Annotated in this window: 12 protein-coding genes; 6 read left to right on the plus strand and 6 right to left on the minus strand. The window is 61.7% G+C overall.

The window, feature by feature from the left end:
- Positions 1-37: 37 nt before the first annotated feature.
- From mglB to OKC40_RS02420, 3 genes are all read right to left on the minus strand, one after another.
- Entirely contained in the window at positions 38-1,024 is a 987-nt protein-coding gene (mglB, locus tag OKC40_RS02410; protein WP_005340747.1) for a galactose/glucose ABC transporter substrate-binding protein MglB, read from the minus strand.
- Positions 1,025-1,277: 253 nt separating this feature from the next.
- Positions 1,278-4,337: a beta-galactosidase gene (locus OKC40_RS02415; RefSeq protein WP_270794000.1), complete on the minus strand. Its 3,060-nt coding sequence runs from the start codon at positions 4,335-4,337 to the stop codon at positions 1,278-1,280.
- A 189-nt stretch (positions 4,338-4,526) separates the two neighbouring features.
- Positions 4,527-5,534 (minus strand): substrate-binding domain-containing protein, encoded by a 1,008-nt coding sequence (locus tag OKC40_RS02420; protein WP_021230745.1) that lies wholly within the window; start codon positions 5,532-5,534, stop codon positions 4,527-4,529.
- Positions 5,535-5,736: 202 nt separating this feature from the next.
- On the opposite strand from OKC40_RS02420, the gene galE reads away from it, so the two are divergent.
- The 5 genes from galE to bacA all read left to right on the plus strand — a co-directional run bounded on the left by galE (position 5,737) and on the right by bacA (position 10,931).
- Positions 5,737-6,750, plus strand: a complete 1,014-nt coding sequence (gene galE, locus OKC40_RS02425) for a UDP-glucose 4-epimerase GalE (RefSeq protein ID WP_270794001.1) — start codon at positions 5,737-5,739, stop codon at positions 6,748-6,750.
- 60 nt (positions 6,751-6,810) lie between these two features.
- The gene (locus OKC40_RS02430) at positions 6,811-7,869 is read left to right on the plus strand and encodes a UDP-glucose--hexose-1-phosphate uridylyltransferase (protein WP_270794016.1); all 1,059 of its coding nucleotides are present in this window, start codon (positions 6,811-6,813) and stop codon (positions 7,867-7,869) included.
- Positions 7,866-9,014 carry a galactokinase gene (gene galK / locus OKC40_RS02435; protein ID WP_270794002.1) on the plus strand — a complete coding sequence of 383 codons (1,149 nt, stop codon included), beginning with the start codon at positions 7,866-7,868 and terminating at the stop codon, positions 9,012-9,014. The genes OKC40_RS02430 and galK overlap by 4 nt, the downstream gene beginning before the upstream one ends.
- A complete protein-coding gene (galM, locus tag OKC40_RS02440) occupies positions 9,011-10,000 on the plus strand; it encodes a galactose-1-epimerase (protein ID WP_270794003.1) in 990 nt (329 codons plus the stop codon). The genes galK and galM overlap by 4 nt, the downstream gene beginning before the upstream one ends.
- A 115-nt stretch (positions 10,001-10,115) precedes the next feature.
- Positions 10,116-10,931, plus strand: a complete 816-nt coding sequence (bacA, locus tag OKC40_RS02445; protein WP_040069717.1) for an undecaprenyl-diphosphate phosphatase — start codon at positions 10,116-10,118, stop codon at positions 10,929-10,931.
- A gap of 66 nt (positions 10,932-10,997) precedes the next feature.
- On the opposite strand, the gene OKC40_RS02450 is transcribed toward bacA, so the two are convergent.
- The 3 genes from OKC40_RS02450 to OKC40_RS02460 all read right to left on the minus strand — a co-directional run bounded on the left by OKC40_RS02450 (position 10,998) and on the right by OKC40_RS02460 (position 12,965).
- Positions 10,998-11,693 (minus strand): ChrR family anti-sigma-E factor, encoded by a 696-nt coding sequence (locus OKC40_RS02450; RefSeq protein ID WP_236381693.1) that lies wholly within the window; start codon positions 11,691-11,693, stop codon positions 10,998-11,000.
- Positions 11,686-12,255, minus strand: a complete 570-nt coding sequence (locus OKC40_RS02455; protein WP_005355542.1) for a sigma-70 family RNA polymerase sigma factor — start codon at positions 12,253-12,255, stop codon at positions 11,686-11,688. The genes OKC40_RS02450 and OKC40_RS02455 overlap by 8 nt, the downstream gene beginning before the upstream one ends.
- 143 nt (positions 12,256-12,398) lie before the next feature.
- Positions 12,399-12,965 carry an LON peptidase substrate-binding domain-containing protein gene (locus OKC40_RS02460; protein ID WP_075116190.1) on the minus strand — a complete coding sequence of 189 codons (567 nt, stop codon included), beginning with the start codon at positions 12,963-12,965 and terminating at the stop codon, positions 12,399-12,401.
- Between the two features lie 310 nt (positions 12,966-13,275).
- Here OKC40_RS02460 and argS point away from each other — a divergent pair, with 310 nt between their 5' ends.
- Positions 13,276-15,021: an arginine--tRNA ligase gene (gene argS / locus OKC40_RS02465; RefSeq protein ID WP_270794004.1), complete on the plus strand. Its 1,746-nt coding sequence runs from the start codon at positions 13,276-13,278 to the stop codon at positions 15,019-15,021.

Raw genomic sequence — 15,021 nt, forward strand, 5'->3', positions numbered from 1 at the left:
AAGGGCAAGGGGATCTCCCTTGCCCTGGAGGAGGGAATTACTCGAATTGGGACAGGTTGTCTTTATCCACACCGACGTAGGCAACACGTACTACCTTGTCGACGATATTCCACTTGGTGCCTTCACCGGCCGGTTTGCCTTCAGCCAGGTTCTTGGTCAGCTCGAAGGTGGCTTTAGCCTGGTTGGCCGCATCGTTCAGCACGGTACCCGCCATGGCACCGCTCTTGACCATGGCCAGCGCTTCCGGCAGTGCATCGACGCCAAACACCGGAATGGCAGTCTTGCCCTGGGCTTTCAGTGACTCGACCGCGCCCATTGCCATGCCGTCGTTGTTGGCGATGACCACTTCGATCTTGTTGGCGTTGGGGCCGGAGATCCAGGCGTCCATCTTGTCTTTCGCCATGGCGGTATCCCACATACCGGTATCCATGTGCAGTTGCTCGGTCTTGACGCCACCATCGTTCAGGGTCTTGACCACGTAGGAGGTGCGCGCTTCGGCATCCGGGTGGCCCGGCTCCCCTTTCAGCAGCACGAACTGGATCACGCCATCCTTGTTCAGATCCCACTCCGGATGGGCTTTCCAGTGTTTGGCAATCAGCTGACCCTGGATGATCCCTGACTCCTTGGAGTCGGTACCCACGTAGTAGGCCTTGTCGTAGCTGGCCAGATCGGTAGCGCTCGGCTCCTTGTTGTAGAAGACCACCGGGATATCTTCGCCCCGGGCTTTCTCAATCACCACCGGGGCCGCAGCCGGGTCTACCAGGTTGATGGCCAGCGCCTTCACCCCTTTGGCCAGCAGCACGTCGATCTGGTCGTTCTGCTTGGACTGGTCGTTCTGGGAGTCGTTCATCAGCAGCTCCACCCCCGGAGTGGCTGCCGCCTCCTTCTCGATGGCCTTGCGCACGACCGCCATGAAGTTGTCGTCGTATTTGTAGACGGTTACCCCGATACGGGTGTCAGCCTGGGCATTGGCGCCAGCCATCATGCCCATCAGCAGGGCGGCAACTGTGGTCAGTTTTTTCATTATGTGTGCTCCGATGTGTCTATCTGTGTTGTAGGGTGGCGAGCAATTGAGCAAGCGCCAGTCAATGTAATCAGTTTGTTGTCATTTCTTCTGTGATCATGACGACAAAATGAAAACGATTACACTCTGTTACATTGAGAGTTTTATTTTATTTATCAATGACATAAAAATTAAATTCGAATGAGAGACTCAAACAATTCCACTGCATAGAGGCTAGTCGTTATCGCTCTGTTGTCAAAACGGTCCGACTGATTCAACCGAGAGTGCAACCCCAGCGGTAACGGCACCCCAGCAACTGATACTCGGGACGCACGCTCTGGCTCCAGGAGTCATCGCCGCCCACCCCCATGTGGGCGCCATCGAGGCAGACCCATAGCCCCTCTTCGGCCACCAGATCGCTCTGGTGACGAGCCGCGGCCAGCTGTTGCTGACTGAAGCGGCTGGCACTGAAATGGAAGGTGCCGCTCACCGTCGTGCTGCCCAGCTGCAGCTGACGGGTATCGCAGCGCAAGCCGTTGTCGCTCGGGAAAACATAAGGGGTGTGCATGGCCTCCAGCGGCAAACTCCAGCGCCCCAGATCGGCGCCCAGCAGGCGATCCGGATAGTTCTCGTGAGGGCCGCGTCCCAACCATTCGGCTCGCGCCGGTACTTCGGCCAGATGGAGCAGCAGACCGATCCGCGGCAGCGACGGCAGCGCCTGCGCCAGCTCGGCCTCTATCTCCAGGCTCATGGTTCCGTCGTCGGCAAAGCGGTGATGCCAGTGACTCACCAGCAGCAACTCATCGTGGTGGAAGTAACCGTGACTGACCCGGATATCCCCTCCGGCGGCCGTGATCCCCAAACAGCGGTGCTGCCACTGCTCGAGGCCACACGCCTGCCAGCGGGCAATCCAGGAGTTGGGGTCGGCGTGATCCGCTTCGCTGGTGCCGATGTCGTTGTCGAGCGGCGCGCGGTAGAAGTGATCCATGATCGGCGCCAGCAACTGCTCCTGCCCCGATTTTTGCCAACTGGTGATGCGACCGCTCTGCTTGTCGAGCCGCCACTGACTGTTTGCAGCGCTGACCAACCAGCCATCCGGCTGCTCGGTCAGGGTGGCCGCAGCGGCGGGAGCTGGCAGGGCAAGGGGGGTCGGCAGAGTGAACTGCTGGCGGGCGACCTTGTGATCCGCCTGTGACCAGAGGGTGGCCTGTGGCTGAACGATGGCCAGATCGAGCCAGGCCAGTGAGCCTGCCGCAAAGGCGGGCAGCGTCTCGCTCAGGGTCAACTCGACCACCCCTTGCGGCGCCAGCGTGAGGGAAAACTCCCCCTGCTGCTGCACATGGCCGTTCTCGCACAGTTGCCAGGTGAGCCGTTCGTTGTCGGTTTCCCGGAACAGGTATTCACTCTCGATCCGCACCCGCAGCGGGTTTTGTGCGAGCAGGGCAAAGCGGAACGGCTGCTGGGCACGTTTTGCCTCGAACAGGGCAGGATGGGGGGAGCGATCCGGGAACAGCAGGCCGTTGCAGCAGAACTGGCGGTCATTTTGCAGATCGCCAAAATCGCCGCCATAGCCCCAGTAGTGGCGGCCATCGGCGGTGTATTTGTCGAGCCCCTGATCGACCCAATCCCAGACAAAGCCCCCCTGCAATCTCGGATGATCGCGAAACGCCTGCCAGTAGTGGGCATAGCCCCCCAGACTGTTGCCCATGGCGTGGGCATATTCGCAGAGGATCAACGGCCGGTGCTCGCCGGGCAGGCCGATCCACTTGGCCAGCGCCCACTTGGGCACCGCCGGGAAGGGTTGATCCTGATGGGTTCTGGCATACATGGGGCAGATGATGTCGGTAGCCGGGGTATCGGCCCCGCCCCCCTCGTACTGCACCGGACGGCTCGGGTCGCTGCGCTTGATCCAGCCATACATGGCATCGTGGGCCGGGCCGTAACCCGACTCGTTGCCCAGCGACCAGATGATGATGGAGGGGTGGTTGAAATCCCGCGCCACCATGCGGGTTGCCCGCTCCAGAAAGGCGTTGCTCCAGGCGGGATCCCGCGCCAGCCGCCCCATGGGGGTCATGCCGTGGGTCTCCAGATTCGCCTCGTCCACCACATAGAGGCCGAGCCGATCACAGAGGCGATAGAAGTCTGGGTGGTTGGGATAGTGGGAACAGCGCACCGCGTTGAAGTTGTGCCGCTTCATCAGCAGCAGATCCCGCTCCATGGTGGCGCGATCGATGGCATAACCCTTGGCGGGGTGATGCTCATGGCGGTTGGCGCCGCGAATGAGCAGCGGCTGACCGTTGACCCGCAGCAGGCCGCCACGGATCTCCACCACCCGAAAGCCCACATCGCACGCCTCGCTCTCGATGGCCTGGCCCTGCTCGTCAAGCAAGGTCAGGGTCAGGCGATAGAGATGGGGCGTCTCGGCGCTCCACTTGCGCGGCGCAGCCACGTCGAGCCACAGCTCGGCGCGATCGTCATAAGCCCCTTTTTCGTCAATGGCTTGGGTGCCGATCGGCTGGCGCAGGGTCGCAACCCGCTCGCTGCCGTCATAGAGATTGGCCTCTACCGACAGACCGGCCCCATTGGCCACCTGCAGGGCAATCTTGAGACGGCCATCCCGATAGCAGGCATCCAGCTCGGGGGTAACCCGGATATCCACCAGATGGCGGGCCGGTTTGTGCAGCAGGCTGACGGAGCGGAAGATCCCCGACAACCACCACATATCCTGATCTTCCAGATAGGAGCCATCGGACCAGCGCAGCACCAGCACCGCCAGCCGGTTGCAACCGGCGTGCAGGTAGGGGGTCAGATCGAACTCGGCAGGCAGGCGGCTGTCCTGGGAGTAACCGACCCAGCGGCCGTTGCAGAACAGGTGGAAGGCGCTGCTCACCCCGTCAAAGATGATCCGGCTCTGGCCGCTAGCCAGCCACTCGGCAGGCAGTTCAAACTCGCGGGAGTAGCAACCGGTGGGGTTCTCTGTCGGTACCCGGGGCGGATCGCAGGGAAAGGGATATTTGATATTGGTGTAGATGGGGCCATCGGTGAGCGGTCGCGCTGCCGGGTAGGCGGCATCCAGCTGCCAGTTGCCCGGTACGGTAATGGGACTGGCATCCACCAGATCCTGTTCCAGCCAGCTCTCGGGCACCCGCTCGGGGGCGGCAAAGAAGGAGAAGCGCCACTCACCATCGAGCAAGAGACGGGAAGAGGAGACCAGATCATCCCTGGCATCCATTTCGCTGCGCCAGCTGAACATGGGGGTATGGGCAGCCAGCCGGTTTACCGACGTAATGGCCTGAGTCTGCCAATCCTGACGCGCCACTATCTCCCTGAGCATTCACTCTCTCCCTGCTGATTGGAAAACGTATTCAGTCTAGAGAAGTATGACGCAGGGAACGGCGATCTCGCTCACACAGATGTAAACGATTACACTGATTTTGTTAAGTAAAGCGGAGTAAAAATGATTAAAAATAGGTAAAACAATAATTGTGCAAGAAACGGCCCCGAACAGGGCCGCAAAAGGGGGCTATCCGGCCCGAACCGGTGCCACCGAGTGGCGATTGATCAGGGTGGGGGTGTAGATCCGGCTCTGGGTCGCTTCACTCTCCCCCGCCGCCAGCTGAATGGCCAGCTTGGCCGCCTGGGCCGCCATCAGCTCGATGGGATAGCGCATGGTGGAGAGCTTGGGCCTCAGGTATCTGGCATAGATGATGTCATCGAAGCCCACCACCGAGACCTCCTCCGGCACTCGCAGGCCATTGTCCGCCAGCACGGAGATGGCGCCAGCCGCCATGGCATCGTTATAGGCAACCACAGCGGTCACCTTGAGCCCCTTGGCCAGCAGGTTGAGCATAGCGCGCTCGCCCCCCTCCTCGTTCGGCGTGCCGCTCTCGATAAGCTCGGGATCGGCGGCCAGCCCAGCCTCCATCAACCCATCCTGATAACCCTGCAGGCGCAGGGTGGCATCCTCGATGGCGTGATCCGAGCTGATAAAGGCGATATGGCGGTGGCCCAGCTCGATCAGATGACGGGTCGCCGTGGCGGCACCCAACCGGTTGTTGAGGGCGATGCAGCGCCCCTTGAGGGCCGGAATATCGCGGTTGATCAGCACCATACCGGGCACCCGCATGGCGTAATCGTAAAGCTCTTCGTCGCTCAGCGCCTTGCTGTGCACCACCAGCGCCTCACAGCGTTTGCCGATCAGCAGCTCGATCGCTTCACGCTCCTGACGCGCCTTGTGAAAACCGTTACCCATCAGCAGGTGGAGGTTCTGCTCGACGGCGATGCCGGAGACCCCCTTCACCAGTGCACCGAAGAAGGGATCCGCCACGTCACCGACCACGACGCCCATGGTGTCACAGGTCTGGCTGACCAGAGCCCGCGCGTTGGCGTTGGGGGTGTAGCCCAGTTCGGCCATGGCCTTCTGCACCACTTCGCGAGACGCGGCGCTGGCCTTGGGGGAGTTGTTCATCACCCGTGAAACCGTTGCCACCGACACATTGGCCAAACGGGCGACATCCTTGATGGTGCTCATGCTGTTTTCACTTCTTTCACTGTGCAATAGAGCGCCATTATACCCAGCAAACCCATTGAAAACAGGGGTGAAATAAATATCTGCTGCCAGGATAATCACAAAAACAGTGTAATCGTTTACACTGTTTTGCAAGCAAGCTCACAGTTTGGTCGCCACACCCTCGGCTAGACTCCTTCCAGACACTTTTTCAGTGGAGAGCAAGATGAACGTTCTGGTCACCGGCGGTTGCGGATATATCGGCAGCCACACCTGTCTGGCCCTGCAAGCGGCAGGCATGAATCCCGTGGTGGTCGACAACCTCGGCAACAGCAAGCGCAGCGTGCTGGCCCGAGTCGCCGCCATCAGCGGCCAGCAACCCCTGTTCTATCAAGGGGATATTCGTGATGCGGCCCTGTTGGACCGGATCTTTGCCGAACAGCAGATCGATGCTGTGATCCACTTTGCCGCCCTCAAAGCGGTCGGTGAATCGACCCGCATTCCACTGGATTACTACGAGAACAACCTCGGCGGCACCCTCACCCTGCTGCAGGCGATGAAACGGGCCGGGGTGCACAATCTGGTGTTCAGCTCCTCGGCGACGGTCTACGGCGATCCCGCCAGCCTGCCGATCCGCGAGGATTTCCCCCGCAGCGCCACCAATCCCTACGGGCGATCCAAGCTGATCATCGAGGAGATCCTCGAAGATCTGCAGCTGGCCGAGCCCCACTGGAGCATGACCCTGCTGCGCTACTTCAATCCGGTCGGCGCCCACGAGTCGGGCACCATGGGTGAAGACCCGCAAGGTATCCCCAACAACCTGATGCCCTATATCACCCAGGTGGCCATCGGCCGTCGCGACTGCCTCTCGGTCTTTGGAAACGATTACCCCACCCCAGACGGCACCGGCGTACGCGACTACATCCACGTGATGGATCTCGCCGAGGGGCACGTCAAGGCACTGCAACACTGCGCCGGCAAGGGTGGCGTGCACACCTACAACCTGGGCACAGGCCAAGGCCAGAGCGTGTTGCAGCTGGTCGCCGCCTTCTCTGCTGCCTGCGGCAAGCCGCTGCCCTTTCGCATCGAACCGCGCCGCTCGGGCGACATCGCCGCCTGCTGGGCCGATCCGGCCAAGGCCGAGCGCGAGCTGGGCTGGCAGGCAACCCGGGACATCGACGCTATGTGCGCCGACAGCTGGCGCTGGCAATCCGCCAACCCGAACGGTTACGAGGAGTAGGCCTGCCTGCTCCCTGTTAATAGATGACCTTATTTTTCAATACCTTATTCAGGAGAGATGATGTTCAACCCCGTCGATCATCCCCATCGCCGCTTCAACCCGCTGACCGGCCAGTATGTGCTGGTCTCCCCCCACCGGGCCAAACGCCCCTGGCAGGGACAGGTGGAGAAGGTGAGTCAGGCCCCCAAACAGGCCCACGATCCCGACTGCTTCCTCTGCGCGGGCAATACCCGGGTCACCGGTGACATCAACCCCGACTATCAGGGCACCTTCGTCTTTACCAACGACTTCGCCGCCCTGATGCAGGATACCCCGGCCGCCGATAACGCCAGCGATCCCCTGCTGAAGCTGGAGGCCGCCCGCGGCACCAGCCGGGTCATCTGCTTCTCGCCGGATCACGGCAAGACCCTGCCCGAGCTGCCGCTGCCCGCCATCGAGGGGGTGATCACCACCTGGATGGATCAGGTCGCCGAGCTGTCGGCCCAGTGGGAGTGGGTGCAGGTCTTTGAAAACAAAGGGGCCGTCATGGGCTGCTCCAACCCGCACCCCCACGGCCAGATCTGGGGCAGCGACTTCCTGCCCAACGAGATCGCCCGCGAAGAGCAGCACCAGCGCGACTGGCTGGCGGAGCATGGCCGCCCCATGCTGCTGGAGTATGTGGAGCGGGAACTGGCGGATCGCTCGCGCATCGTGGTGGAAACCGAGCACTGGCTCGCCGTCGTCCCCTTCTGGGCCGCCTGGCCGTTTGAAACCCTGCTGCTGCCCAAGGCGCACGTCCCCTCCATGCTCAACCTGACCCAGGCTCAGCAACAGGATCTGGCGGTGGCGCTCAAGGAGCTCACCAGCCGTTACGACAACCTGTTCGAGTGCAGTTTCCCCTACTCCATGGGCTGGCACTTTGCACCGCCCAAATCGGATTGCCCCGAGGCGTGGCAGCTGCACGCCCACTTCTATCCGCCGCTGCTGCGCTCCGCCACCGTGCGCAAATTCATGGTCGGCTTCGAGATGCTGGCCGAAACCCAGCGCGACCTTACCCCCGAGCAGGCTGCCGAACGGCTGCGTGCCCTGAGCCCCATTCACTACACCCAGACCAGCCACACCAATGAGGAGGCCCTATGACCCCGAGCCAATGCGTCAGCACCGTTTTTGCCGAGCAATTTGCCAAAGCGCCCGATCTGCTGGTGCGCGCCCCCGGTCGCGTCAACCTCATCGGTGAACATACCGACTACAACGACGGCTTCGTGCTGCCCTGCGCCATCGACTACGAGACCTGCGTCGCCATCGGCCTGCGCGATGACCAGCAAGTGCAGGTGATCGCCGCCGACTACGACAACCAGCGCGACCAGTTCGACCTCGGCCAGCCCATCGAACATCACCCCAGCCAGCGCTGGAGCGACTACATCCGCGGCGTGGTGAAATATCTGCAGGAGCGTGGTTATGCCCTGCGCGGCCTCGATCTGGTGGTTTCCGGCAACGTGCCGCAGGGGGCTGGGCTCTCCTCCTCTGCCTCACTGGAAGTAGCCATCGGTCAGGCCTTCAAGGAGGCGCTGGGGCTCGACATCACTCAGGCGGAGATCGCCCTCAACGGTCAGCAGGCGGAGAACCAGTTCGTCGGCTGCAACTGCGGCATCATGGATCAGATGATCTCCGCCAGCGGCAAAACCGACCACGCCCTGCTGCTCGACTGCCGCTCGCTGGAGACTCGCCTCATCCCCATGCCCACCGATCTGGCGGTGCTGATCGTCAACTCCAATGTGCGCCGCGGTCTGGTGGATAGCGAATACAACTCCCGCCGCCAGCAGTGCGAAGCGGCTGCCCGCCACTACGGGGTCAAGGCGCTGCGCGACCTTGATCTGGCCGGACTGGAAGCGGGCAAGGCCGGGCTGGATGAGGCCTGCTATCGTCGTGCCCGCCACATCGTCGGTGAAAACGCCCGCACTCTGGCCGCCGCCGATGCACTGGCGAGCCACGACCTGACCCGTCTCGGCGAGCTGATGGCCGAGTCGCACGCCGCCATGCGCGATGACTTTGAAATCACAGTGCCCGCCATCGACGGTCTGGTGGAGATCATCAAGGCTAAAATCGGCACAGATGGCGGCGTGCGGATGACCGGCGGCGGCTTCGGCGGCTGCGTGGTCGCCCTGCTGCGCCCCGAGAAAGTAGCCGAGGTGATTGCCGCGGTTGAAGCCGAGTATCCGACCCGCTTCGGCCTCAAGGCCGACTGCTACGTCTGCTCTGCCAACGCCGGTGCAGGCAAGCTATGAACAGCACCATGACGCCATTCGAACTGGAAAACGAGGAGGGGCTGCGCCTGCGCGGCCTCGATTTTGGCGCCACCCTCACCTCCCTCACTCTGCCGGTGGCGGGCCAGCGCCGTGAAGTGCTGCTGGGCTGCGCCGATGAGGCCTATCCCACCCAGCAGGTGTGGCTGGGTGCGGTGGCGGGCCGCTTTGCCAACCGCATTGGTGGCGCCGAGCTGGTACGCGATGGCGAGCACTGGCCGCTGGATGCCAATCAGGTACCCAACTGTCTGCACGGCGGGCAGGCAGGCTTTCATCGCCAGCAGTGGCAAATCAAGGAGCTGGAGGCGGATCGGGTCAAGCTGGTGTTGCTCTCCCGTAGTGGGGATCAGGGCTTTCCCGGCAATCTGCGGGTAACGCTGGAGTATCGGCTGGAGCAGAGCGATCTGGTGATCGATTTTGTCGCCAGCACGGATGCGCCGACCCCGGTCAGCCTCACTAGCCACGCCTACTTCAATCTCGATGGGTCAGCCGATGGCGGCGATGTGCGCAATCACCTCATCAGCCTTAACGCTGACCACTTCCTGCCGACCGATCCGAGCGGTCTGCCGCTCGCCATCACCCCGGTGGAGGGGCCGTTCGATCTGCGCCACGAGCGCCTGATTGGCCAGGATTGGCTGAGCCATCCCCGGCAACAACAGGCCAAGGGATACGATCACGCGTTTGTGCTCAACGGACCGGCTGCCGAGTGTGCTGCACGGGTGGTCTCGGGGGATCGCCAGCTGGCAATGGAGGTCTACACCAACCAACCCTCGCTGCAGTTTTACACCGGCAACTGGCTGGCCAATACCCCGAACCGCAGCGGCCTGTCGCACCGGGATCACGACGGCTTCTGTCTTGAGGCGCAACAGCTACCGGACAGCCCCAATCGCCCCGAGCTGGGCAACCCCTGGCTGCTGCCGGGCGGGCGTTATCACCACCAGACCCGCTACCGCTTTATCCGCGACTAACTTAAAGAATTCATGATTTTTACATAGCCTCAGCAGTCACAATCGAGCAAGATATGCCGCCCCGAGACCCTTTCGGGGCGTTTTTACATCAACGAAGTTAAGGATTGTTTGTTCGATGACTGACACTTATAGCCTGCTGGTCGCCTTTATTCTGGGCGTCGTCGAGGGGCTGACCGAGTTCCTCCCCGTCTCCTCCACCGGCCACATGATTATCGTCGGCCATCTGCTGGGCTTTGAAGGGCCCAAGGCTGCCACTTTCGAAGTGGTGATCCAACTGGGCTCCATCCTCGCCGTGGTCGCCGTCTTCTGGCGTCGCCTGTTTGGCCTGATTGGCATCCACTTTGGCCAGAAGCCGTCCCAGGATCACGCCACCCTGTCGCTGGTACATGTCATCCTCGGCATGATGCCCGCCATCGTGGTCGGTCTGGCCATCCACAGCTGGATCAAGGCCAACCTGTTTGGCCCACAAACCGTAATGTACGCGCTGGTCGCGGGGGGCATCCTGCTGATCATCGCCGAGAAATTCCGCCCGGCAGTCACAGCCGAAACCCTGGATGACATCAGCTACAAGCAGGCGTTTGGCATCGGTCTGTTCCAGTGTCTGGCCCTGTGGCCAGGCTTCTCCCGCTCCGGCGCCACCATCAGTGGTGGCATGCTGATGGGGATCAGCCGTCACGCCGCCGCCGAGTTCTCCTTCATCATGGCAGTGCCCATGATGGTTGCGGCCAGTGGGCTGGATCTCTACAAGAGCCGCGATTTCCTCTCGATGGCCGACTTCCCGATGTTTGCCGTGGGCTTTATCACCGCCTTCGTGGTAGCGATGTTTGCGATCAAGACCTTCCTGACATTGATCCGCCGCATCGACTTCATCCCGTTCGCCATCTACCGCTTTATCGTGGCATTCGCCGTCTATCTGGTGTTTGTCGCCTGACCGGCAGCCTGCAATGAAATGACAAAAGGGACCTATCTGGTCCCTTTTTCTATGGCGTCATGGTGCTCAGTAGAGGTGCTGGCTGATGCCGTTCAGCAGCCGCGACAGCCCCTTGGTGAACTGCACCGGCGCATCCTGTACCGTGTAGCAGAGGCAGCCATCGGGCGTATGCGGGCTGTGGGAGTGGCTGGCATCGCGCCAGATGAAATCACCCGCCTTGTAAAGGGTATCGCCATCCTGAATATTGCCCGCCAGCAGCAGGGTCAGCTCATAGCCCTGATGAGTGTGTTCGGGGATGCGGCCGCCCGCTTCGATGTGGAGCAAACTGGCTCGCGCCCCCATCTCGTCCAGCGGCAAACTCTGTTGACGAATGGCCCCGATATGGCGCCACTTGGGCGAACGATAACGGGCCAGCACCCGTGGCAAACGGTAGGCGTGACCGGCCACCTCCAGCTCGCCGGGCTGTGCTCGGGGCTGGTCGTGTGTTGGCTCGGAGAGGGGCTCAGCCAGCGGCTGGGCCAGAATATCCGCCAGCATGGCGTCGAATCCGGCATCCAGCGCCACTTCATCGCGGGAGTCCAGCTCGGGCTCTGCTGGCGAGGCAAGATATTGCTGCGCCAGCTCTTCTTCGAATGTCTTTAGTCGGGCAGCACAATCGGGGCAGAGTTCACAGTGAGCGGAGAGCCCCACCGCCAGCGGCAGAGGGAGCTCGTCGGCGGCGAAGGCACGCAGCATAGGGTCGGTCGGATGGGCTTTAATCATGGCCTTGCTCCACTTGCTCTTTCAATTTCTGTAACGCCAGTCTGAGGCGGGACTTGATGGTACCGAGCGGCACGCCGAGTCGCTCCGCCAGCTCCTGCTGGGAGAACTCCTGCAGATAGATGCCGCGCACCACCTGCTGTTGCGGCTCCGGCAGGGTGCCCAGATAGTGGGCCATCTGACGGGTCAGTACCGCATCCTCACCCCCGCTCAGATGCTCCTCTTCGGCCTGAAACTCCAGCACCGGCCACAGCTCTTCGGCACAGAGATCCTCCTTGCTGGCGCGACGACGGCGCAGCATGTCGAAGCACTGGTTGCGCATCACGGTGTAGATCCAGGTGGTTGGCGCCCCCTTCTCGGGGTGGTAGAGGCGCGCCTTCTGCCACACCAGCAGCATGGTCTCCTGTACCAGCTCCATGGCGTTGGCTTCGCTGCCGAGGTGGCGCAGGCCGTAGCTGCGAATACGCGGCGCAAAGTGTTGGAACAGGCGGGCAAAAGCAGCCTTGTCGGCCTGCTCTGCCACCCTGATCAGCAGAGATTTGAGGTCGCCATCCGGGTTATCCATCACGGGTGAGGTCCTGCGTATGGTCGAGTGTGGTTGGCCAGTATATGCCATTGCGCCATCCCTTTGGTGTGCTGTCGAACATCATGCTGTGGTGATGACTTGTACGGTGCTGCGGCAGTGGCGGATCAGCGGGTCAGAAAAAATCAGTGGCTGGCCACCAGTACCCCCTTGAGCAGGGCGATGGCGGGCTGATTGTCGGCGGCGGCCAGCAGCAGCTGTTTCTGCTCGGGGGGGATAGGCAGCACCTCCAGCCAGCGTTGGGCCACCCAGTTGCCATCGTCCCAGCGGGGGGCGGGATAGAGGGCGGCGTAGTCGGGATAGTCGGCAAACACCTCCCGCAGCGCCTCGACCAGCGGTTGCTGATCGGGATGGAGCCGGCGGGGCGGCCAGGCCGTCAGCGGCGTCACCTCGCCGATACGCAGGCCATCCTGCTCCTGCCACAGATCCTCTATCTGCACCCGCTCCATCCCCTGCACCGTGATCCCCAGCATGCCGTCCGGCAGCCGGTCGAAATCGATGATGGTGACCCGGGTGGCGATGGGCAGCATGTTGCGCAAGGCGTCGGGCTGGCGAGGGTCCACCATGCAGAGGGCAAAGCCGGACTCCCCCGCCTCGGCGATCATCCGCTGGTATCTCGGTTCGAAGATCCGCAGCGGCATGATGCCACCGGGCAGCAGGTGGGCAGATAGGGGAAACAGCGCCAGTCGCATCGCAAACTCCTCGGTTGGGAACCTCTGTTGATACGCCGGGCCAGAGGGAGGAGATCATTCCCGTCAGCGGAAAGGAAAAACCCTTAACAATCAGGGGAAAATAGCCTGGACAAGCCGCTTCGATATGCAGTAGAAATGGATAAGCACCGTAATTTCCGCCCAATATTCTGGAATATGGCGCCAAACGCAGTGAAATATCCGCCCGACAGCGAGCGGCGGGTCATCCCTATAGTTTTCTCGGGCCGATGCGGGTAAAATTCACGCCCTTATATATCAGTCATTTTTCGACGCGCAACCTTGGTGGTCAGTTATGAAAGAGCATATTCATCATCTACTTGAACAAACGGTAGCCAATCTCAAGTCAGCAGGCGTCCTGCCGGTGGACCTGGAAGCCCGCGTGCAAGTAGACCGATGCAAGGAAAAAGCTCACGGCGACCTGGCTACCAACCTGGCCATGCTGCTGGCCAAACCGGCACGCAAGAATCCCCGTGAGCTGGCGGCGGCCATCATCGAGCACCTGCCCGCCTCCGACCTGATCGCCAAGGTCGAGATCGCCGGTCCCGGCTTCATCAACTTCTTCTTTGACCAGCGCTGGCTGGCCGGTCAGGTCGAGGCCATGGTGACCTCTGCCAACGCCAACGTACGGTTGCCCGCGCCACAAACCGTGGTGGTGGACTACTCCGCCCCCAACGTGGCCAAAGAGATGGCGGTGCACCACATCCGCTCCACCGTACTCGGTGATGTAGCTGCGCGCGCGCTGGAATTCCTCGGCCACAAAGTGATCCGTGCCAACCACATCGGCGACTGGGGCACCCAGTTCGGCATGCTGATCGCCTATCTGGAGAAAATGTCCAACGAGCACGCCAGCGACATGGCGCTCAAGGATCTGGAAGCCTTCTACACCCAGGCCAAGCGTTGCTACGACGAAGACGAAGCCTTCGCCGAGCGCGCCCGTAACTACGTGGTCAAGCTGCAGGGTGGCGACGAGTACTGCCGTACCATGTGGAAGAAGCTGGTCGACATGACCATGGAACAGAACCAGATCAACTACGACCGCCTGAATGTCTCCCTGACCAACAAGGACATCATGGGCGAGTCCATGTACAACGACATGCTGCCGGAGATCGTGGCCGACCTGAAAGCCAAGGGGCTGGCGGTCGAGAGCGAAGGCGCCACCGTTGTCTTCCTGGACGAGTTCAAGAACAAGGATGGTGAAGCCATGGGCGTCATCATCCAGAAGAGCGATGGCGGTTTCCTCTACACCACCACCGACATCGCCTGTGCCAAATACCGTTATGAAACCCTGGGCGCCGACCGTGTCATGTACTTCATCGACTCCCGTCAGCACCAGCACCTGATGCAGGCCTGGACCATCACCCGCAAGGCGGGCTATGTACCGGAATCCGTACCGCTCGAGCACCACGCCTTCGGCATGATGCTGGGCAAGGATGGTCGTCCCTACAAGACCCGCTCCGGTGGCACCGTCAAGCTGGTTGATCTGCTGAACGAGGCCGAAGAGCGCGCCGCTGCGCTGCTGGAGAGCCGCAACAGCGACCTCTCCGCCGAAGAGAAGGCCAACGTGGTCAACGCCATCGCCATGGGCGCGGTGAAGTATGCGGATCTTTCCAAGAACCGTACCACCGACTACATCTTCGACTGGGACATGATGCTGTCGTTTGAAGGCAACACTGCTCCTTACCTGCAGTATGCCTACACCCGGATCCAGTCCATCTTCCGCAAGGCCAACATCGATGCCGAGGCGCTGACCGGCAACGTGACCCTGAACGAGGAAGCCGAAGAGGTACTGGCCCAGAAGCTGATCCAGTTCTCCGACGCGGTCAACGGCGTGGCAGACAAAGGCATGCCGCACCTGCTCTGTACCTACCTGTACGAGTTGTCCGGCAACTTCATGACCTTCTATGAAGCCTGCCCGATCAACAAGGATGGCGTGGACGAAGCGACCCGTCAGAGCCGTCTGCTGCTGTGCGCCGCCACCGCCAAGGTGCTGAAACTGGGCCTCGGCGTACTGGGCATCCATACCCTGGAGCGCATGTAA

It is taken from the genome of Aeromonas sp. QDB11 (assembly GCF_027705265.1).
GTDB classification, from domain to species: Bacteria; Pseudomonadota; Gammaproteobacteria; order Enterobacterales; family Aeromonadaceae; genus Aeromonas; species Aeromonas allosaccharophila.